This is a genomic window from Paenibacillus sp. H1-7 (genome assembly GCF_022354825.1).
Lineage (GTDB): Bacteria > Bacillota > Bacilli > Paenibacillales > NBRC-103111 > Paenibacillus_S.
In genome coordinates this window covers 5,371,672-5,394,205 of the sequence record NZ_CP031168.1, presented here as the reverse complement: position 1 = coordinate 5,394,205, position 22,534 = coordinate 5,371,672, and the positions used below count along the sequence as shown (strand labels likewise).

Here is a 22,534-nt window from a genome sequence, read left to right as displayed (position 1 = left end):
TAACAGAACGAGGGGTTATCGAAATGAAGATGAGAAAAATGACAGCGCTTGTTTCGATCGTCACAATAGCATCGCTTCTTTCCTCCTGCACGCCGGGAGGCCGATCGGCATCGCCCGAAGCCGGCGGTACTGCAACATCTTCTTCCGACAAAAAAGTAGAGCTACGGATGACCTGGTGGGGATCGCAGATTCGTCATGATGCGACCCTCAAGGTTATCGAGCTGTTCGAAAAACAACATCCGAATATTAAAATTAACGGTGAATATTTGGGCAGCGACGGATATTGGGACAAATTAAATACACAAATTGCCGGAGGCAATGCTCCGGATTTGATTCAGCTCGGCAATAACTATCCCGAATATGTAAAGCGCAACACGCTGCTGGATCTTAAACCGTATCTAGGCAAAGAAATTAATGTTGCCGACTTTGATCAGGCTACCGTAGATTCGGGTATGCTGGACGGCAAGCTGTATGGAATTAGCCTTGGATCGAACGCTTTTGGCATCGCTTATAATACGGAGCTTGTGAAGAAAGCCGGACTTCAGCCCCCGACAGGCAAGTGGACCTGGGAAGAGTACGGGAAGTACGCTGCGGACTTGACGAAAGCGCTGGGTAAAGGATTCTACGGCTCCGTAGACGAATCCAGACAGATGTTGTTCTTGAACTATATGGCGCGTCAAAGCAACAAGACATTGTATGCGGACGGCAAAGTAGGATTAGGCAAAGAGGAGATCGTAAAGTGGTTCACCACCTGGGATAACTACCGTAAAGCCGCAAGTATTCCGCCTGCGGAAGTGACGACGGCTTATACGGAAAATCCGGATAATTCCTCCTTTGTGGAAGGCAAAACGGCGCTTCACTTGATTTGGTCGAACCAGCTTAACGCTTACCAAAAAGCAATGAAGGACGAAGTCAGCATCACGCTTCCGCCGACTGGAGGGCAGGGAGCGGCACAGGGCTTGTGGCTGCAGCCGAGCCAGTTTTTGTCGGTTAACTCATCGACCAAAAATCCTAAGGAAGCGGCTATGTTCATCAGCTTCATGGTTAACGATCCGGAGGCTACCATGATCCTTGGCAGCGAGCGCGGGGTACCGGGTTCTTCCAAGGTACGTGAAGCATTGAAAGCGAAAGCAAGCCCAATCGATAAAAAAGTATACGATTATATCGATCTTGCAGCCCAAAATTCCCGAGTTCTCGACCGTGAAATGCCGAATGCCAAGGAATTCGATACGTCCCAAGTGAACATAAGCCAAAAGATAGCTTTTGGTAAGCAAAATATTGCGGATGGAGCGCAAGAGCTTCTCGGTGCAGCCGAAAGGGCCGTTAATAAATAAGGCATCTTAAGGAGTGGGAATATGAACCAGGTATCAGCCGTGAAACCCCTTAAATCACAATCCGTCGGCAAATATTTCGTAAACTTATGGAAGAAGAATGCTGTCGCTTACTTGTTTTTACTCCCCTGGTTCATTGGTTTGTTTGCTTTAACCGTAGGACCCATGATTAATTCCTTCTATTATTCGTTAACGAAATTTGATGTCATCTCGCCACCCGAATTTATCGGCTTTGACAATTACAGAACGATGTTTACCGCGGATCCCAGATTCTATACTTCCTTGAAGGTTACTGTAATTTATGTATTCGCATCCGTTCCGTTAAAGCTGGCGTTCGCTTTACTAGTTGCAGCCTTAATGAACAAGGGATTACGGGGGCTTGGTTTTTATCGGACACTCTATTACCTTCCGACGCTGCTTGGCGGCAGCGTAGCGATTGCCGTATTATGGCGCAAAATTTTCGGCGGCTCAGGGGTGGTCAACCAATTTTTGCTCAGCTTCGGCATTGAAGCACCGGATTGGATTGCGAACCCGAAATATGCTCTCTATTCCATTGTCGCCTTATCCGTATGGCAGTTCGGTTCCTCGATGATCATTTTCCTGGCCGGACTGAAGCAAATTCCGCAGGACTTTTACGAAGCTTCACAGGTAGACGGAGCCAGCAAATGGAAGCAGTTTGTATATATTACTCTTCCGCTGCTAACACCGGTTATTTTCTTCAATCTGGTCATTCAGCTCATCAGCGCCTTTCAGGCATTCACACAGTCCTTTATCATCAGTGGGGGCACCGGCGGACCGATGGATTCGACCTTGTTTTACACCTTGTACTTGTATATGAAGGGGTTCAGCTTCTATGAAATGGGCTATGCTTCTGCCATGGCGTGGGTACTGCTCGTGATTATCGGTATATTTACGGCAATCATCTTTTTTTCATCCAAGTATTGGGTGCATTATGGGGACGGGGGGAAATAAATGGCTCAGTATCGTGAAATGAACAAGCTGCTGATCCATGCAGTGATCCTCGGCCTCGGAGTATTCATGCTGTACCCGATCTTATGGCTCCTATCGAGCTCGATGAAGCCGGCCCATTTAATATTTACCGATTTGAGCTTATGGCCCAAGGAAGTGACGTTCGACAATTATATTAAGGGCTGGGCGGGAATTGCCCGGGTAAGCTTCTCTACCTTTTTCACCAATTCCTTTATCATAGCTGCATTATGTGTCGCCGGGAACTTGTTGTCATGCTCGATGGCCGCCTATGCATTCGGCAGGCTGGAATTTTCCTGGAAGAAGCTTTGGTTTGCTGTTATGCTAGTTACAATCATGCTGCCGCATCATGTGACGATTATTCCTCAATACATTTTGTTCAAGCAGCTGAACTGGATTGATACGTATTATCCGTTAACCGTACCCAAATGGCTCGCAACCGATGCTTTTTTCATCTTCCTGATGGTACAATTTATTAGGGGGCTGCCCAAGGAGCTGGACGAATCTGCGACCATTGACGGCTGCAGCAAAGCGCAAATTTATTGGAAAATCGTGATGCCGCTGGCGCTGCCGGCCCTGATAACAACGGCGATATTTACTTTTATTTGGACATGGGACGATTTCTTCAGTCAGCTGCTTTACATCAATACGGCGAGCTTATATACGATTCCGCTAGGCTTGAGGCTGTTTATGGATTCGTCAGGGGATTCCTCCTGGGGAGTGCTCTTTGCAATGTCCGTGCTGTCGCTTATTCCCAGCTTGATTATTTTCTTCAGTTGTCAAAAATATTTTGTCGAGGGAATTTCAACCTCGGGCATTAAAGGATAAAGAAGGTGAATAGAAATGAAGGAGCTCATTCAGGTCGAATGCTGGAATAGATTCGAGCTTAGCCTGCCAGACGAATTGGGGGATTTAACAGAAACAAGTCCGGTGGACCAAGTAAAAGCCGTATTCTGCAAGGGCAATCGGGTTATAGAAGCATTTCCTTTCCACGACAACGACGGAAAAGCACGTGTGCGATTCATGCCCGACGAAGAAGGCGAATGGAGCTATTCGCTGCAAATAAGCCGCTTAAACAAGGAGAAAGAAAACGTTTACAGCGGACGGCTGTATTGCACAGCGCCCGGACCGGGTAATCATGGGCCTGTTCGTGCTGCAGACGAAGAACATTTTGCCTACGCTGACGGTACTCCTTTTTATCCGTTTGGAACGTCATGCTGGTACGGTTATCGGCGGGAGTACGCCGATCAGACATTGGAGACGCTGGCTCAGTCCCCATTCAATAAGGCGCGCTTCCGCATAGACGCCGGCTCGGGAATCGACGAGCTGGAATTGCTGGAGGAAATGATTGCGAAGCTGCTGCAGAGAGGAATTGAAGCCGAAATCTTGCTGGATTGCAGCGGCAGCGGGGGAGACTCGCAGGCATTGCTGCACCAAGCTATCTCTCGTTTCTCCGCGTTTCGCAATGTGTGGTGGTCATTGACAACGGCTGATGACGGCCCAAACGCTGAGATTTCATCGACGGCCAAACAATACTTGAAGTTCATTCGAGAACTGGACACATACGGCCATCTGTCCACTATCTGCAGCTCGAATCCGATTGCTGATTTCGGAGACAGCTCTATCACTCATGTCAGCTTGCAGTACTTTGACCCAAGTCAGCTGTCCCGGATAAGTGCGCTGCACCGGAAGCCTGTCATTATCGATCATTGCGGAAGTGAAGGGGATTGGCCGAGTCTCGAAGGAAGCTTGCCCGCCGAAGAATTAGTCAACCGGATTTGGGCCAGCGTATGCAGGAAGGGCTATGCCGGACATGGCGAGATGTACATCCGCAGCGGAAGCGAGGGCGAGGCCTGGCTGACTCACGGAGGAGCTTTGTCAGGTGAGGCAGCGGCCCGAATCGCTTTTTTACGGGAAATCTTGGAGGAGGCGCCAGCCGGTCTGCGCACGATGCCGGAATTGTATGATGCGGCTGCGATAGGACGCGACGGCGTGTATTATCTTCAATACTACGGGATACACCGATTCCCGTCCAAACGGTTTCGTCTGCCGGAAGGCACCTATACGGCGGATGTTATCGATGTATGGAATATGACTATAACCCCCATGCCTGAAACCTTCGGGGCAGAATTCGCCGTACCTCTGCCGTCTCGTTTGTATCACGCATTGCGTATTCGCAGAACGGACATGTCCGATGCCGGGATGGAAGCCATCGCTGCAAATCCGGACCCAAACATAGATCAGCTGATTCAAAATGCGGAAGCCGACGAAAACTTTATCCAACAAATCGAACACCAGCAAAGCCGGAAGGGAGGGACAGTCCGATGAGCGCAATGGATAGTGTAGAACGGTGGGGCCGGTTTGAAGCTGTGTTTCAAGGACCCGAGACGGAAAATCCATTCGTGGACGTTTCGTTGCGGGCGGAATTCAGGCTGCGCAACCGGGTCATCGCTGTTGACGGCTTCTATGACGGCGGCACTACGTATAAGCTGCGGTTTATGCCTGATACCGAAGGAACGTGGTCCTATACGACATATAGCAATCATGCCGAGCTGGACGGCATTCATGGAGAGCTTCAAGTAAGGGCGCCTTCCGCCGGGAACCATGGTCCTGTGCATGTGAAAGACAAATACCGGTTTGTCTATGAGGACGGCACGCCATATTTACCTTTTGGAACCACATTGTATCATTGGGTGCACCATGGGAACGAAGAACGAGAGCAGTCGACATTAGCCGATCTGTCCGATTCGTCCTTCAATAAGGTCCGAATGATTATTTTACCTACCGGAACCATGGATCCTCCATCGCTTGCTTTTGCAGGGAACTTGTCGTCCGGAGTGGATACACAGCGCTTTAATCCGGACTTTTTTGCCCATTTTGAGCGGCGGGTTGAAGATTTGCAGAGACTCGGAATCGAAGCGGACCTAATTTTATTTCATCCTTATGATCAGAACGTGTGGGGATTTCAAAAGCTGGACCCGGAAACAGAAGAGTTGTATTTGAGATATGTGATTGCCCGGCTGGCGTCGTATCGAAATGTATGGTGGTCGCTTGCCAACGAATTTGATTTTAATGTTCACAAAACTACGGCGGATTGGGACCGGTTGCTTCAATTCGTGCAGCGTCACGATCCGTACGGCCATTTACGTTCGATCCATAACGGAACCAAGATGTACGATTACAGCAGAACGTCGATGTACGATTACACCAAGCCTTGGGTGACACACCAAAGTATTCAGCATTGGGAAACAAGCTTAACAACCAACTGGTTGGAGATGTGTCCCAAGCCTGTCGTTGTAGATGAATGCTGCTATGAGGGCAACGCGCCCAGAAGGTGGGGAAATATTTCCGGTGAGGAGCTCGTTCGCCGTTTCTGGGAATGCATGGTTCGAGGCGGCTATGCCGCCCATGGCGAAGCGTTTGTCGGAGACAGCTCGTGGATATCGAGCGGTGGCAAGCTTGCAGGGGAAAGTCCGTCGCGAATTGCCTTCCTGCGAGAATTAATGGAAGAACATCAAGCTGATTTGTGGAACACCGGGTCTGCGAGAGACTGCTATTGGCTATATTTCGGAATCAGCCGTCCGGCTTACTGGGAGCTGGACCTGCCGGCAGACAGAGAGTATTATGCCGAGCTTATCGACACATGGGAAATGCATAGGGAGCGATTGCCGGGAACCTACAGCGGACCATGCCAAATCCCGTTGACCGGCAAATCGTATGCCGCCCTGCGGTTAACTCGCGTATAGAAGACAAGGAAGGTGAAACATGAGTATCGTAATTAGCCGCCTGCGGGTTGACTCAATGGAGCAGCCCTTAGGCTTGGAGACGCGGCAGCCGCGTTTCAGCTGGGTATTGGATTCTAATCGGCGCTCCGAGCGGCAGTCCGCCTATCGGATCATGGTCGCTTCGGCAGTAGAGGGGCTGCAGCAGGACATAGGCGATCTTTGGGATAGCGGAAAAATAACATCCGATCGTTCGGTGCAAATCCGTTATGCCGGCGCTCCTTTGCAGTCAGCCGCAGCGTATTGCTGGAAAGTACAAGTGTGGGACCGAAACGGTGTTCCTTCCGATTGGAGTCCTGTCGCCAGCTTTTCGATGGGATTACTGGGCCAAGACGAGTGGAAGGGAGAATGGATCGGCAAAACCGTGGACCCGGCTCTCGAGCTTCCTCCGGGACTCTACCTGCGCAAGGAATTTGCGATTGATCGTCCGATCAAGAGAGCGGTCTTGTATAGCACCGCGCTTGGCGTCTACGAGATGTATCTGAATGGGTCTCGAGTTGGCGACCACTATTTCGCTCCGGGCTGGACGGATTATGCCGTACGGACTCAATACCAGACCTATGATGTGACTGGGCTGGTTCAAGCTGGGGGCAACGCATTAGGGGCTGTTCTGGGAACGGGATGGTACTCCGGGCATGTCGGCATGATGGGCAGACACCGATATGGAATTAGTCCTGCATTGTTATCGCAGCTGCAGTTGGAATACGAGGATGGGACCACAGATCTCATCAGCTCCGATCGGAGCTGGACGATGAATTCCGGCCCCATCCAGTATTCCGACATGCTGATGGGTGAATGGTACGACGCTGGATTGGAGTGGCCGGGCTGGAACGAGCCGGGCTTTGACGAAGCTGCTTCCCATTGGCAGCGTGCAGAGCAGCTTCCGCGTTACGGCGGGAGGCTGGTATCGCAGATCGATCCTCCCGTCCGCATCACCGAATCGCTCAAGCCGGTGAAAGTATGGCGTTCCGAACGCGGCAGCTATCTTTTCGATTTGGGTCAAAATATGGTGGGGTGGGTCAAGCTGCAGACCAGCGGTCCGGCCGGAACCCGTATTACCGTTCGCCATGCGGAAATGCTGGAGGACGACGACAACCTGTATACGGTCAATTTGCGTAAAGCCGAGCAAAAAGATACGTACATTTTAAAAGGGAACGGATTGGAAACGCTGGAGCCTCATTTTACTTTTCACGGCTTCCGTTACGTAGAGGTTGAAGGGCTGACTGAGGAGCCAACCCTGGAAAGCGTAACCGGACAGGTTGTTCATTCCGATACCCCTCATTCCGGCTCGATCGAAACGTCGGATCCGATGATTAATCAATTGATCAGCAATATTCGATGGGGGCAGCGAGGAAATTATCTCAGCGTGCCTACCGATTGCCCCCAAAGGGATGAACGGCTCGGCTGGACCGGAGACGCACAAATTTTCATTCGTACGGCTTCCTATAATATGGATGTGTCCCGATTCTTTACCAAGTTTATGGCGGATATGACGGATGCCCAGACGGAAGCGGGCGCTTTCCCGGATGTCGCTCCCGATGCCGGATGGTTCGAGTGGAAGCAGGAGCATGTCCAATGGTTTGCTCCCGACAACTCGGGCTGGGGGGATGCAGGCGTAATTATTCCATGGACGCTGTATCTGATGTATGAAGACCGGTCGATATTGGAAGAAAATTACGATGCCATGAAGCGCTGGGTCGACTATTTGAAAGCCAACAGCAGCCGACTGGTCAGACCCGATTACGCCAATTACGGCGACTGGCTATCGATTAATGCCGATACGCCTAACGATGTTTTGGCGACAGCTTACTTTGCCTACAGCACGCTATTGTTCTCCCGAATTGCCGGTGTGCTCGGTCGCGAGGAAGACGCCTGCAGCTATTCGGAGCAGTACGGAAGGATACGCGAAGCTTTTGTGCGCGAGTTTATGGACGAGAACGGAATCATTAAAGGGGATACCCAGACGGTCTATGTGCTGGCTCTCTATTTCGGATTGCTGCCCGATGATCAAAAATCGTCGGCGATTCGCAGGCTGGAGCAGCTGATCCAAAGCAACGGAGGTCATTTGTCGACAGGCTTTCTCGGCGTAGGCTACCTGCTTCCGGCCTTGACGGAAAACGGCTTGGAAGAGCTGGCCTACGACTTGCTTCATAAAGATACGTTTCCATCTTGGCTGTATTCGGTCAAGCACGGAGCGACTACCATATGGGAACGCTGGGACGGATGGACCGATCATTCGGGCTTCCAAAATCCCGGCATGAACTCGTTCAACCATTATTCTCTCGGATCGGTAGGCGAATGGATGTACCGGTATATGGCGGGAATCGATGCCGATCCCGAGCAGCCGGGCTTTAAGCATTTGGTTATCAAGCCTTGTCCGGGAGGCAAGCTAACGTATGTTAAAGCGCAATATGAAAGCAGCTACGGCACAATAGGTTCGTCTTGGCGTGTCGATAACGGCCGCTTTGCCCTCAGCATCACCGTTCCGGTTAATACTACGGCTGCCGTACATTTGCCGGGTCAACCCGTTCAAGTGCCGGAAGGTGCGGAGAAGCTTGGCGAAGAGCAGGGCAAGCACAGGTACGTTGTCGGCTCGGGACAATATGAGTTTGTAAGTTCATTAAACAAATGAAAAGGGTGCTGACGATCGGCATGAATCTGTCCAGATCGTCAGCGCCGGTTCATAGGAGGAGATCCAATGGCAACACGATTCATTCCCGATACGCTGATGCTTGAAGAACGGGCGGCACATGCGATTAATGCGATGATAGGAATGGCAGACCGCGACCATCAATATATTCCATTCTTCGCCGCCGATCTGATGCACAAGCCGGCTTTTATGACGCATGGCGATTGGGATTACGGCTCATCCCACGGACGGATGATCGACGGTCTGATTCTTGCCCGCCATATGTCCGGAGAGACGTTCGGAGAGGATGTGGAGGAACGGTACCGCGCCAATCTGCTTTCCTTTTTCAAGGAAGACGGAATGAGCTACCGCCAAATCAACCCGACGCAAAATTGGGAGCCCAATGCGAATCTGATCGACCAGCGGGCCGTTATTTTATCGCTGACGACCTGGTACATGGAAACTCGCGATGTGAAGGTGAAGGAGGCGGCGGATCGGCATGTGGCTGCGTTGAAGCGCATCGCGGTGAAGGAGCGGGATGTCTGGTATTACCCGGCTTCGGAATACAAAGAGACCGGATGGCCTTCGGCTAACGGGATTCAGCTGAGGCTGGCTCCCGATCCGGCTGCATTCTGCGGGCGGTTAGTCATGCCGCTGCTGAAATACCATGAGCTGACCGGCAGCCAGGATGCATATGAGCTGTGCGAGTTTTTTACCGCACTCATCATGGAGCGCAGCGGCGTATTTAACAAGGACGGCAGCTTTAACGATTCGCTGGCTTACCGGAGCGGCCATTTCCATACCCGCATCGGAACGCTCGACGCGATCGCGCGTTTCGGGGTATTTACGGGCAACGCAGCGATGATTGCCTGGGTCAAGAAAAGCTACGATTGGGCGCTGACTAAATGTACGGCGTTCGGCTGGACGCCCGGCGACCTCCACGAGCAGGCGTACGAGCATGAGACGTGCTCTCTGGTTGACCTGATCGCGACCGGCATTACACTGGCAAAAAGCGGCTACGTCGAGTATTGGGGGATCGTTGAACGGTTCCTGCGCAACCATCTGGCGGAATCCCAGCTGCTCGATCTGAGCTGGGTGGAGCAGACGGACGATAAGTCGAACGATACTCCGTGTCATAAGACATTCTACAAAGTTGCCGAGCGTACACGAGGCTCCTTCGCCGGATATTCGGCACCGAACGATTTCGTCTGTGACGTGAACGAAGGGCGCGGCCATACAAGCGATTTGCAGATTTGCTGTCTCGGTTCAGGTACCCGCGGTCTGTTCATGGGCTGGAGCAACACGATTACGGAGAAAGACGGCACGGTCAGCGTGAACTTCCTGCTCAATCGCGGCTCCAAATGGCTGGACGTCAGCAGCTATTTGCCGCATGAAGGCAAAGTGGTGCTTGATGTACATACGGATGTGCAGCGCCTGCAAATCCGGATTCCGGAGTGGGCAGGGTATACGAAGATCAAATTCGTCCGGGAACGGAACCAGGAAGTGATAGAAGGCAGCGGAAGGGAGTCGAGCCGCTGGGTGAATAAGCAGTTTCTGCTGCTTGGCGCGGCTTATGCCGGTGAGAAAATTACCGTCACATTCCCGCTCAGCTTCCGCAAGACGATCGAGAACGCCGTAGGACAGACGTTCGAGACAGAATGGCGTGGCGACGATGTGGTCGGCATCACGCCTCAGGGGAAGAAGAAGCCGCTATACAGCGGACGAAAGGTATACGATACCGCTCCGATGCGCGAAGGCGGCTACCGGAGGCTGGACAAAGAGTTCGTGTGGTAACGAAGGGAGAATGAGCTTATGAAAACGGTCGTTGCCGTATATACCGGCCAGGGCTTGTCCGAACCGTTGAAAGCGGTGTTCCAGGAGCTGCTGCCGGACTGCCGTCTGGTGAATATCATCGATGATAGCTTGATCGGTGACGTGGTTCGGGCGGGGCACGTCCCTCCCGCCGTCTCGCGCAGACTGGTGCAGTATTATCATCATGGAGAGGAGATCGGTGCGGACGTTATTTTGAACACTTGCTCCTCTGTGGGAGAAGTAGCGGATGCAGCGCGGAGTCTCATCAGCGTGCCGATTGTGAAGATCGACGAAGCGATGGCTGAGCAAGCGGTAAACCGGTATGAGCGGATTGCCGTGCTGGCAACGCTTCCGTCAACTCTGGAGCCGACTATGCGGCTGATCCGCAAGCATGCGGATGCGTGCGGCCGGCAGGTGCAGCTTGTGAACGGATTGGCCGAGGGAGCGTTCGACGCTCTGGTGTCCGGCCGGCCGGATGAGCATGACCGGATCCTGCTGGAGACGGCCAAACGGACAGCCGGCGAAGCCGACGCCATCGTATTGGCTCAAGGCTCGATGGCCCGGATGGAGAAGACGCTGGCCGACGCTACGGGCAAGCCGGTACTCTCTTCTCCACGGCTTGGAGTAGAGCAAGTGAAAGCGGTGCTTGAGCAGTTGGACGCGGCCGGAGGAGTTAAGCTATGAGTCTGGACCGAGTCACCGCCGTCTATTACGTGGAAACGGCCTATTCCCTGGAGCATGCGGCGGCTGTGATTGCCGGGGAACAGTCAACCGGCACCTTTACCGCCGTTCCGGGGGAGACCGACGCGCTTAAGGCTGCGCATGGCGCCAGAGTAGAACGTATCGAGCCCCTCGACGAGACGGATCGTCCTTCATTGCCCGGCGCGAAAACGCCTGTAGGGCACGACGGACAGTACCGCCGGGGCCGTGTCACCCTATCGTTTCCGCTGCACAATTTCGGTCCTTCCATACCGAATCTTCTGTCTGCCGTAGCTGGAAACTTATATGAGCTGCAAGAGCTGTCCGGGCTCCGTCTGCTGGATCTGGAGCTGCCGGAGGCATTCGCGGCCAAGTATCCCGGTCCGAAATTCGGTATCGAGGGAACGCGAAAGCTGACGAACGTGTATGACCGGCCGATCTTGGGCACGATCGTGAAGCCGAGTATCGGCCTGGCGACGGATGAGCTGGCTGACCTTGTATACAAGCTGGCACTGTCAGGCCTCGATTTCATCAAGGACGACGAGCTGAACGCCAATCCGCCTTATGCGCCGCTCAAGCAAAAGGTAGCGGCCGTCATGGATGCGGTGCATCGCGCTGCGGAGACAACCGGGCGCAAGCTGATGTACGCTTTCAATATCACGGGAGAATATGATGAGCTGCGCCGCAATCACGATCTGGTCGTGCAAGCGGGCGGCACCTGTGTGATGGTAAGCATCCTGAGCATCGGGCTGCCGGGACTCGCCGCCTTGAACCGGTACAGCGAGGTGCCGATTCACGGCCACCGCAACCAGTGGGGGATGCTCACCCGCTGCCCGCAGCTGGGCATCGAATTCACAGCGTACCAGAAGCTGTGCCGTTTGGCGGGCGCAGATCAGCTGCATGTCAACGGGCTGAACAGCAAGTTTTATGAAACCGACGAATCCGTCGTCCGCTCGATTCAAGCTTGCACGGCACCGCTCTTCGGCGGGTACGGCACAATGCCGGTCGTATCGTCGGCCCAATGGGCGGGTACAGCGCCGGCGACGTACGAAGCTACGAAGACCGTCGATGTCATGCACTTGGCCGGCGGCGGCATGCTGGCGCATCCGGATGGTCCGGCGGCAGGCTTTGCAAGCATGAAACAGGGCTGGGAGGCAGCTGTGCGGGGCATCCCATTGCATGAATACGCTGTGCGGCACCCGGAGCTGGCCGGAGCGATGCAGAAATACGGGAGGGGCTGAATAAGCATGCCGGATGACCGATCTGCTGTTGCCGGTGATGCCCGAATGCCAAAACGGCTGCTGTGTTATTACGGAGACGATTTCACAGGCTCGACGGACGTTCTTGAGGCATTGTTCCGTGCCGGTCTGCGTACGATCCTGTTTCTGGAGCCGCCTGAGCCCGGGCTGCTGAACGGGGCGTTTCGCGACGCGGACTGCTTCGGCGTAGCGGGAGTCGGCCGTTCCCTATCGCCGGAAGCGATGGAGGGAGAGCTTCGCCCTATACTGGAAACGCTCCGGTCGGCGGGAGCAGCAGTCGTGCATTATAAAATATGCTCGACCTTCGATTCTTCGCCGAAGCTCGGCAGTATCGGCAAAGCGGCCGAAATCGGCCGTGAAGTATTCAGCGGACCGGATCAGGGCCGCTTCATTCCGATGCTGGTCGGCGTGCCTTATTTGCGGCGATATACCGTGTTCGGACATCACTATGCCGGGGCAGGCAGCGAAGTGTACCGGCTGGACCGCCACCCTACGATGTCAAGGCATCCGGTGACGCCGATGGCGGAATCGGACCTCCGGGCGCATTTGCGGCAGCAGACCAGCATGCGAATGTCGCTTCTCGATATTGTGGCTCTGGACGGGCAGCCCGATGCCTTAAGGCAGCGGCTGGACACGATAGTAAAGGAAGAACAGCCGGAGCTCGTCCTGTTTGACGTGCTTGACGACAAGCGGCTGGAGGCTGCGGGACGACTCATTTGGGAGGAAGCAGCAGGGGGTGAAGGCTTGTTCGTCATCGGCTCCTCGGGAGTCGAGTATGCGCTGAGCGCCGTATGGCGGCAGGAGGGTCTCCTGCCGGCCGCTCAAGCTGCAGCAGCAAAGGCGGAAGCTGCCGACAAGCTGCTTGTCGTCTCGGGAAGCTGCTCGCCGGTGACCGAGAAGCAGATCGAGCGGGCGATGCAGGCCGGGTTCGCGGGGCTTCGCGTACCGGTGGAGGAGCTGCTCAAGCCGGAGCAGGCGGCGCAGGCACGGGCCAAGCTGCGGCAGGATACGCTGGAGCTGCTGCAAGCAGGCCGCAGCGTGATCCTGTACTCGGCCGCCGGCCCGCAGGACGCGAGCATCGGTTCGCTGCGGGAGCTGCTTGCAGCGCAAGGGCTGCAGGCCGAGGAGAGCAGCCGTCTGCTTGGCTCCGAGCTGGGCGCGCTGGCCAAAGCATTGGTTGCGGAGGCCGGCCTGACGCGCATCGTCATAGCCGGCGGGGATACGTCCGGATATGTCACGCGGGAGCTCGGGATCTATGCATTGGAATGCAAGGCTGCATTAGAGCCCGGCGGCCCATTATGCCGGGCTTACTCCAACGAGCCGCTGTTCGACGGTTTGGAGCTGGTGTTGAAGGGAGGCCAAGTCGGCAGCGAGAATTTCTTCGAGCATGTTCGTGCAGGCACACTTTCAACTGAATAGTTCATTTAATTTTAAAGGAGGGGCGCATGCAGACGATAGAAGAAGGTGTCGTCTGACATACGCCTTTCTGTGCGGATGCGATGAAAGGGAGTGACCATACATACATGCGAACGATGATCATTATGCACGGCTTATCGTCCGAACAAAGGGAGAGACTCGATTCATTAGCCCCGGGATGGCGCATTATCCAGGGCAAAGAGAAAGAGCTTTGGCAGCCTCATCTGCGGGATGCCGAAATCGTGGCCGGATGGAACGATACGGCGGCACAGGAATGTCTGCTGCCGGAAGCGAAGCTCCGGTGGGTGCAATGCTGGGGAGCCGGAGTCGATTGGCTGCCTCTTCAAGCTTTTGCCGATAAAGGAGTGCTGTTAACCAGCGTGAGCGGTGTGCATGCGTACCCGATATCGGAAACGATCTTTGCGATGATGCTTTCTTTGACGCGGAAGCTCCATGTATCCATCCGTAAGCAAATAAATAAGCAGTGGAGCAATCCTGGATCCCTGGGCGAAATCCACGGGATAACGATGGGGATCATTGGGGTAGGAGCGATCGGTGAAGAAACCGCCAGACTGGCCAAGGCATTCCATATGCGTGTGCTTGGCGTTCGGCGTTCGGGAGAGCCGTCTCCTTTTGTGGATCGGATGTATGACCTGCAGGGGCTGCATGAAGTATTGGCGGAGAGCGATTATGTTATCGTAACGCTGCCGTTAACCACCGAAACGAGGCATTTGTTCCGCAAGGCCGAGTTTGAGGCAATGAAGCCTTCGGCTTATTTTATCAACATGGGACGAGGGGGAACGGCGGATACAGAGGCGCTTCTGGATGCTTTGAAATCGGGCTGCATCGCCGGCGCCGGTCTGGACGTGTTCGAACAGGAGCCGCTTCCTGCAGATCACCCGTTGTGGGAGCTGGAGCAAGTGATCATAACCCCGCATAACGCAGGATTGACGACGGTGTACAACGAACGGGCTTTTGAGATTTTTGCACGAAATCTTCAGAATTATATCGAGGAGCGCGAGCTGTCTGCAAACCTGGTTGATTTGGAAAAGCAGTATTAAAAATGAGATAGTTTAAAGTAAAAAAGCAATAAATTATCAAACATGTTGTATACAACATGTTAATTATACGATATGATAGGGATAAGACTACATTTTTCGAAACTGAAAGGGGAATTCAATGTTCCAACCTAATGGGATCATACCAGCTATGATTACTCCGTTTTACAGCAACCAGGATTTGAACGAATCCGCACTGCGGCATCTGGTAACCAAGCTGCTTGCAGCAGGCGCTCACGGGCTGTTTTGCCTCGGGACCAACGGAGAATTTTTTTCGCTGACCTTTGAGGAAAAAGTACGGGTAGCCGAGATCATTGTAGACGAAGTGAAGGGGCGCGTTCCGGTATACGTTGGCGTGGGGCAGATTTCGACCGATGAGACCGTGCGGCTAGCCCGAAAGATGGAAGACATCGGAGCCGATGCGTTGTCGGTGATTACACCGTTTTTCTTAACGTTCACCCAAAAGGAATTGTCCGGGCATTACCGGCGTATCGCCGAAGCAACTTCCTTGCCGATCGTTCTGTACAATATCCCCGCTCGTACGGGCAACCATTTGAAGCCTGCAACCGTTGCGGAATTAGCGGCCATTGACAACATTGTCGGCATTAAAGACAGCAGCGGCAGTTTTGATACGATCCTGCAATATATTGAGCAGTCGGGGCCGGAGTTCTCGGTGCTTGCCGGTACGGATTCTCTCATACTTCCCACGCTGATGGCAGGCGGAAAAGGGGCTATTGCAGCTACCGCCAACGTATTCCCCGAAGCTGTCGTCTCCATCTATGAGCATTGGAAACAAGGGAACTATGATCAGGCCGAAAACAGCCAGAGGGTGCTCCGAGACTTGCGTAACGCATTCCAGCTGGGTACGCTGCCGTCCGTACTCAAAGAAGCGATGAATTTGATCGGATTTCCTGCCGGACCTCCCCGTTCGCCGGTCAGCCCGATTACCGGGACCGAAAGAGCGGAGCTGGTTCGCATAATTGACAATTACATTAACAATGGCCTTCTTCATGCGGAGAGCATCTCTTGAGAAAATAAGGTATAATGAATTACAATTGCAATAAAACAGAAGGTGTGAACTACGATGGAATTGCCAAAAATCGATACATCCAACCTATGGGACAAAACGTACAGCATATTGAAAAATCAAATTATACGCCGCCAGTTCACTCCGAATGAAAAAATCTCGATCCCGGATTTGGCTGATAAGCTTGGCGTTAGCCGTACCCCGGTGCGCGACGCGCTGAATCGCCTGGAAATGGAAGGTCTTGTGAAAACCGTGTCCAAAGTGGGTACGTTCGTCGTAGCGATTAACCCGCAGGACATTATGGACATTATGGATACACGGCTCATGCTCGAATTTTGGGTGATCGAGAAGCTGGCGAATGTGGATCCTGGCGTAAGGCAAACTGCGATTGCGAATATGGAGAATATACTGCTTCGTTCCTCGCAATTGATCGATGCGGATCAAGTCCGTGACTATTTATCGGCGGATTTCAACATGGCCTTTCATATCGAATTTATGAAAATCGGCCAAAATCAAAAAAATATCGATATTTACTTGAAGCTGATGGACTACCGTTACATTACGATGAAATCTTCCATTGTTACCCCGGATATGGCGAGAGCGGCACAGGCGCAGCATGAAGAAATCATCGATGCCATGAAGAACGGAACCATTGAAGAAATCCGCAAAGTCATCCGTTTGCACTTGGAAGACTCGCAAAATAGACTGCTGAAGGTGATTAATGATCATGGGGGGACGATATAGCTTTTTTTCACTCCCCATATATACAACATTTAACGGTCTCGGTACATAGGAGCATTTTTGCAAAATAAATACGAACGATCGCCCATATTTATAAACTCGTAAAGGACAGGTGACACCTATGGAAAGGTTTAACGGTTTATTGTCTGTATCTGCAAAAGACCCTCAGCTTGAGGAAGCGCTGCTGCCTATTCTATACGAACCGGACAGCCATTGCGCCAACCTGCTCGAGCTGGACAACGGCGACTTGCTGTGCGTCTGGTTCTCAGGCAGCGGGGAAGGGAATCCGGACACGAACATCGTCGTCTCCCGACTTCCGGAAGGGAGCAAGCAATGGAGCACACCGGTAGATCTGTCCGCCGACTCCGAGCATTCGGAGCAAAACCCGGTTTTGTTTCAAGCACCGGATAAAAAGGTATGGCTGCTGCATACATCCAATGAGCCGCACGATCAAAAAAGCGCCAAGGTGATTTTGCGCCAGTCGGAGGATCGCGGCCATACTTGGAGCGACCCGGTCGTTTTGTTCGACGGTCCCGGCCTCTTCCTAAGACAGCCGATTGTGGTACTAAGCAACGGCGATTGGCTGCTTCCGGCATATTATTGCAAAACCGGCGGGCACTACAGCGTCGTCCTCATTTCATCCGATGAAGGCCGCAGCTGGCAGGAATTCGAAGTAAGCGGAAGTTTGCACCGGGTGCAGATGAGTGTGGTCGAGCGGAAGGACGGCTCCCTCTTCGCCGTATTCCGAAGCCGTCATGCGGACCGCATTTATACGAGCATTTCCGAGGATCATGGAAGGAGCTGGTCGGCTCCGGAGAAGACCGTCCTGCCTAATAACAATTCCTCCATTCAATTATGCAAGCTGAATAACGGTCATCTTGCGCTCGTATTTAACGATTCGACAATGGAGCGAGATCAATTCCGATGGATCGAGAGAAACGGGGAGTTTCGCAAGAAAGCGCTTAGAACGCCGCTAACGGTGGCGGTTTCGGAGGATGGCGGGAATACATGGCCGTATTTCAAGAACGTGCAAACGGCCGATGAGGAGCATCGGGTACATCCGATCGGCTATTCTTATCCTTCGATCATGGCTGCTCGCGACGGGTCTATCCATATCGCTTATTCCTATTTGCGCAAAGCCATCAAGTATGTTCGTCTAACCGAAGAGTGGGTGAAGCAAGATGGGCGCGGGGAATAGCAGCATGACTACAGTCAGAACGATACCGGGTTCGAAATATCGATGGAATGATCATTTTCTACATTATGGCGATGAAACTATCGGGTCGCTCCTGTCGGAGATTCCGTCCGGAATTCCGTATTCCGATGAAATAACGGAGCTCGAATCAGGCATATTTGAATGGAAGCGCTATATTAAGATCCCGCAAGGGGAACCGGTCCGGATCGAACAGCTGATGATGGGATTTCAGACCTCTTATCCGACTGCTTATGCCATGATTCCGGCAGTCACTTATAACGGAAATGAATGGGGCAAGGGGCTGGAGCCGAAGGGGTTTCAAAAGGAAGGCAAAGCGTGGACCTTCGCATCCCATCGGGCGGCCGTTGCAGGGGCTACCTACTCGGAAGGTACCGAATGGACGGTGGCACTGTTCGGGCAGCAAAGTGAAATCGGATTTTCCTGCTCTCTTGTACCTAAGGAGACGTCTGCCGTCCATCAGCTGATCTGGCCGCTTCGGGAAACGCCGGCAACTTATGCAAGCCGCGATAAGTATGGTGACGATTATGAAGAACAATGGATCGCCGAACCGGAAAAGGAGTACCTGCTCACCGCTTATTTAGTTATTGTGCCCAAAACCTCCCAATCCCAACCTTCCTGGAGCAAAATGCTGGGGACCGCATGGAAGCTGAACTTCCATGATCAAAAGGCTTGGCACACGCCGGAAACCATTTGGGGGCTCGGTGTCCGTTACGCGAAGGAAAGCTTATGGGCTGAGGACGGAATCTTCAAGGGCTTTTCCATAGGCTTAAAATGGAACGGAGAGAAGTGGGCGCAGCGGAAAACATCGAGATATAAAATCGGCTGGACAGGCCAAAATATTTCCCTGGCCAATTCGCTCTTGTACGACTATTTGTTAAACAACAACAGCAGCTCGCTAGATAAAGGGATCGCCGCCTTAGATACTTGGGCACGATATGCGCGTCTGGATAACGGGCTGATTCGCTGCCATTTCGATTATTTGCTGAGCTGCGCGCCCGATGCCCGGGAAATACAGGACGCCTGCCATTTGGGAGCTGCTGCGATGAATTTCTTCGAAGCCTGCGAATTGGCCGAGCGGTGCGGACTGACAAGGCCGGAATACCAAGAGATCGCCTTGGGCATTTGCAATTTTGCCGTTAGCTGCCAGACCTCGGAAGGAAGAATAGGTAAAGCGTGGAGTAACCAGGGAGCTTCGGTAGATCCTGAAGGAACGATCGGCAGCTCACTGATCCCGCCGCTGATTGAGGCATACCGGCGGACGCGCGACAAGAAGTATTTGGAGGCGGCTGAGAAAGGCTACACATATTACATCCAGGATTTGCTTAACGAAGGGTTTACGACAGCCGGCGCTTTAGATACTTACTGCATTGACAAAGAGTCGGCGATTCCTCTTCTGAAAGCCGGGTTAGCATTATACGAAACAACGCACAACGATCAATACCTGCAGTGGGCGGAGCATGCTTCATGGTATTTGGCTACTTGGCAGTGGCACCATACCGTGCAGTATCCGGAACGCAGTGCGCTCCACGCGCTTGCTTACGATACGTTCGGCGGCACATCGGTTTCAACGCAGCATCACCATATGGACCCTTACGCACTCGACTATGTTCTCGAATGGCTGAAGCTCGGGGAAATAACCGGAAATTCCGCTTGGACTGAACGCGCGAAAGCGGCTTGGGTGAATGGAACCATCGGAGTTTCCGACGGTACTTTGGAAGTATTAGGGAAGCTTCGTCCGGCCGGCAGCCAGGATGAAGGCTTTTACCATACCCGCTGGGGTGTGCCTTATGATGTGTCGGAATGGCTTGTCGCTTGGCCAACGGCATTTCGGCTTGAGACGCTGCGTCACATGCAGGACTGGTCGGTCTGGAAGTAATTTAATACCAAAGGAGAGATAAGCATGAGCAACGTGATTCACAGCAATGAAGTCGAGCGTTGGGGCGTATTTGAGCTGACATTGGAAGGCGGCAGTGAAGGGAATCCGTATAAGGAGATTTCGCTGGAGGCTCAATTTCAATATAAGCACCGTACGATAAAGGTCGACGGCTTTTATGACGGAAACGGTGTGTATAAGGTTCGTTTTATGCCGGACTCGGTGGGCGAATGGTCCTATTCGATCAGCAGCCGTGATGCAAGACTTGACGGGTCAGCCGGGAGCTTCGTGTGCATTCCGCCTTCCGCAGGAAACCACGGTCCGGTAAGGGTGCGGGATGCGGTACGCTTCGCATACGAAGATGGCAAGGCGTACAGGCCGTTCGGTACCACTTGTTATGCGTGGACTCACCAGGAGGAGGCTTTGCAGCTAGAGACGCTGCAAACGCTCGGCAGCTCTCCGTTCAACAAGATTCGCATGTGCGTGTTTCCCAAGCGCTACAGCTTCAATATGAACGAACCGGATTGCTTTCCTTTTGCCGGCTCCAGAGAAGAGGGCTTTGATTGGACCCGATTCAATCCGGACTATTTCGCAAGACTGGAAAGAAGAATCATGGAGCTTCAACAGCTTGGCATAGAAGCGGATTTAATCTTGTTCCACCCGTACGACAAAGGCCATTGGGGCTTCGACCGGATGGATGCGGAGACGGACGAGTTTTATTTGAGGTATGTCATTGCAAGGCTGTCGGCCTACCGGAACGTTTGGTGGTCGCTCGCCAACGAGTTTGATTTTATGGCTGCCAAAACAATGGACGATTGGGATCGTTTCTTCCGCATCGTAGTGGAAAGCGATCCTTACCAGCATCTGCGATCCATACATAACGGAACCAAAATGTACGATCCGGACACTCTGGTGCTGTACGATCATTCCAAGACGTGGGTGACGCATGTCAGTATGCAATATTGGGAGCTGTCCCCAACCAACGCTTGGCGTAAACGTTACCGGAAGCCGGTCGTAGTGGACGAGTGCTGCTATGAAGGCAATCTGCCGCAAAGATGGGGTAATATTACAGGCGAGGAAATGACAGCCCGATTCTGGGATGGCTTTGCCCGGGGCGGCTACGTCGGTCACGGCGAGACGTTCGTTCATCCGGAAGACATCGTCTGGTGGTCCAAGGGCGGCCGATTGTACGGCGACAGCCCGGAACGAATCGCATTTTTGCGCGACATTCTGGATGAAGCTCCGGATAGCACGGAACCGCTGGACAGCTTTCGAGATGCTCCGACGATCGGGGTGGAAGGACAATATTATTTGCAATATTTCGGTATCCACCGACCTGCCTACCGGCAGCTGCCGCTTCCGGAAGAACGCCGTTTCCAAATCGATATCGTCGATACGTGGAATATGACAATTCATACGCTGGACGGCGAGCATTCCGGTCCTGTCCGCGTCGACTTGCCTGGAAAGCCGTATATTGCAATCAGAGCACGAGCTCTATAGCGAGTTCGCGTGAGAAGCCGCAACCACAAGCAGACGCCAATGGCGGTCTGCTTTTCATTAAATCATGGCGGAAAAGAGGTTGAGCGTATGAGCAAAGTTTGGACGCTGGGTGTGTTGGGGCTGGGAGAAGGCCGAAGCATTATTTCGGCTGCCCTGCAGAGCGAGAAATGGGTTTTGGGAAATATTTGCGACCTGAACGAAGAGCTGTGCAAACAAAGGTGCACCGAGTTCGATTTTCACCGGTATACCTTGAAATTTGAAGATCTGCTTACGGATCCTTCCATAGATGTCATAGGCATTTATACACCGGATCAGCTTCATGCCAAGCATATTAAACAAGCGCTGGAAGCGGGCAAGCATGTTATTTGCACCAAACCGCTGATGGTTTCCCTTGACCAGGCCAACGAGCTGCTGGAAGCTCAACGCAAAGCGGGAAAAAGCGTGTTCGTGGGACAGAGCTCACGCTACTTCGAGCCATTGATGATGCAGCGAAAGGATTTCGACGAAGGGCTGCACGGAGAGCTGTTGACGGTAGATACGCACTATATCAGCGATTCCCGTTGGTTTCTCAAGAAAGGCTGGAGCCATCAGCAAGGGTTCTCGTGGCTGTACAATTTTATGATCCATGCGGTCGATCTGGCGGTATGGTATATGCCCAATATCGAGGAAGTGTACGGTGTAGGGGTAGTAAGCCCTAATACGAAGGAGTACCGGTTGTCGGCTCCGGATACGTTGAAGTTTATATTGAAAAGCAAGGAAGGCAAATGCGTCAACGTTAGCGGTGTCTATGCAGCGCCTACTTTGGGGACGGCAGTTCAACAACAAATCAGCTGCACCTTGACAGGAACGAAGGGGATCAGCAGAGCCGGATATCCCAAGCTCACCTACTACACGAATTTCGAACCCGTCGCCAAGACAGCCAAGCTGCATACGTACGAGGAAAAGCACGGCTATTATTTCCGCTTTGAGGGCGAAAGCCATCATGCCGGTGAATACCAGAACTATATTGAGGATTTTGCCGATAGGTTGAATGCCGGCCATACTCCTAAGCCGGATTTACAGGAAGGAATACGTACACTCGCAGTAATGGAAGCAATGGAACAATCTATGAGAACGGGTCAGGTTGTGAAAGTAGCGGATGTTCTGAACCGGCGAAGTATTCATGTATAAGGATGTAAATCGAGACGAAACAGGGGGGACTCAG

17 protein-coding genes are annotated in these 22,534 nt (G+C 52.9%); all 17 read left to right on the top strand.

The genetic code is table 11. The features are described 5' to 3' along the window. Positions 1–23 precede the first annotated feature (23 nt). Entirely contained in the window at positions 24–1,334 is a 1,311-nt protein-coding gene (locus DVH26_RS23595) for an ABC transporter substrate-binding protein (protein WP_239626069.1), read from the top strand. 21 nt (positions 1,335–1,355) lie between these two features. Further along, entirely contained in the window at positions 1,356–2,303 is a 948-nt protein-coding gene (locus DVH26_RS23590) for a carbohydrate ABC transporter permease (RefSeq protein WP_239626067.1), read from the top strand. Further along, positions 2,304–3,146, top strand: coding sequence for a carbohydrate ABC transporter permease (locus DVH26_RS23585; protein WP_239626065.1), 843 nt, complete (start codon positions 2,304–2,306; stop codon positions 3,144–3,146). A gap of 15 nt (positions 3,147–3,161) precedes the next feature. Beyond that, a complete protein-coding gene (locus DVH26_RS23580) occupies positions 3,162–4,646 on the top strand; it encodes a DUF5605 domain-containing protein (RefSeq protein ID WP_239626063.1) in 1,485 nt (494 codons plus the stop codon). Then, positions 4,643–6,064 carry a DUF5060 domain-containing protein gene (locus DVH26_RS23575; RefSeq protein ID WP_239626061.1) on the top strand — a complete coding sequence of 474 codons (1,422 nt, stop codon included), beginning with the start codon at positions 4,643–4,645 and terminating at the stop codon, positions 6,062–6,064. The genes DVH26_RS23580 and DVH26_RS23575 overlap by 4 nt, the downstream gene beginning before the upstream one ends. Positions 6,065–6,083: 19 nt before the next feature. Beyond that, entirely contained in the window at positions 6,084–8,732 is a 2,649-nt protein-coding gene (locus DVH26_RS23570; RefSeq protein ID WP_239626059.1) for a glycoside hydrolase family 78 protein, read from the top strand. Between the two features lie 66 nt (positions 8,733–8,798). Beyond that, complete coding sequence (locus DVH26_RS23565) at positions 8,799–10,523, top strand: hypothetical protein (RefSeq protein WP_239626057.1); 1,725 nt, start codon at positions 8,799–8,801, stop codon at positions 10,521–10,523. Positions 10,524–10,541: 18 nt separating this feature from the next. After that, a complete protein-coding gene (locus DVH26_RS23560) occupies positions 10,542–11,225 on the top strand; it encodes an aspartate/glutamate racemase family protein (RefSeq protein WP_239626054.1) in 684 nt (227 codons plus the stop codon). Further along, positions 11,222–12,481, top strand: a complete 1,260-nt coding sequence (locus tag DVH26_RS23555; RefSeq protein WP_239626051.1) for a ribulose-bisphosphate carboxylase large subunit family protein — start codon at positions 11,222–11,224, stop codon at positions 12,479–12,481. The genes DVH26_RS23560 and DVH26_RS23555 overlap by 4 nt, the downstream gene beginning before the upstream one ends. A gap of 6 nt (positions 12,482–12,487) precedes the next feature. Next, entirely contained in the window at positions 12,488–13,918 is a 1,431-nt protein-coding gene (locus tag DVH26_RS23550) for a four-carbon acid sugar kinase family protein (RefSeq protein ID WP_239626048.1), read from the top strand. Positions 13,919–14,022: 104 nt separating this feature from the next. Beyond that, positions 14,023–14,976 carry a D-2-hydroxyacid dehydrogenase gene (locus tag DVH26_RS23545; RefSeq protein WP_239626046.1) on the top strand — a complete coding sequence of 318 codons (954 nt, stop codon included), beginning with the start codon at positions 14,023–14,025 and terminating at the stop codon, positions 14,974–14,976. Between the two features lie 118 nt (positions 14,977–15,094). Then, the gene (gene dapA, locus DVH26_RS23540; protein WP_239626044.1) at positions 15,095–16,003 is read left to right on the top strand and encodes a 4-hydroxy-tetrahydrodipicolinate synthase; all 909 of its coding nucleotides are present in this window, start codon (positions 15,095–15,097) and stop codon (positions 16,001–16,003) included. A 54-nt stretch (positions 16,004–16,057) separates the two neighbouring features. Continuing rightward, positions 16,058–16,744 carry a GntR family transcriptional regulator gene (locus DVH26_RS23535; RefSeq protein WP_239626042.1) on the top strand — a complete coding sequence of 229 codons (687 nt, stop codon included), beginning with the start codon at positions 16,058–16,060 and terminating at the stop codon, positions 16,742–16,744. A gap of 118 nt (positions 16,745–16,862) precedes the next feature. After that, positions 16,863–17,939, top strand: a complete 1,077-nt coding sequence (locus DVH26_RS23530; protein WP_239626040.1) for a sialidase family protein — start codon at positions 16,863–16,865, stop codon at positions 17,937–17,939. 4 nt (positions 17,940–17,943) lie between these two features. Further along, the gene (locus DVH26_RS23525) at positions 17,944–19,833 is read left to right on the top strand and encodes a hypothetical protein (RefSeq protein WP_239626038.1); all 1,890 of its coding nucleotides are present in this window, start codon (positions 17,944–17,946) and stop codon (positions 19,831–19,833) included. A gap of 24 nt (positions 19,834–19,857) precedes the next feature. Next, positions 19,858–21,330: a DUF5605 domain-containing protein gene (locus DVH26_RS23520; RefSeq protein ID WP_239626035.1), complete on the top strand. Its 1,473-nt coding sequence runs from the start codon at positions 19,858–19,860 to the stop codon at positions 21,328–21,330. An 87-nt stretch (positions 21,331–21,417) separates the two neighbouring features. Next, entirely contained in the window at positions 21,418–22,500 is a 1,083-nt protein-coding gene (locus DVH26_RS23515; protein ID WP_239626033.1) for a Gfo/Idh/MocA family protein, read from the top strand. Positions 22,501–22,534: the final 34 nt, after the last annotated feature.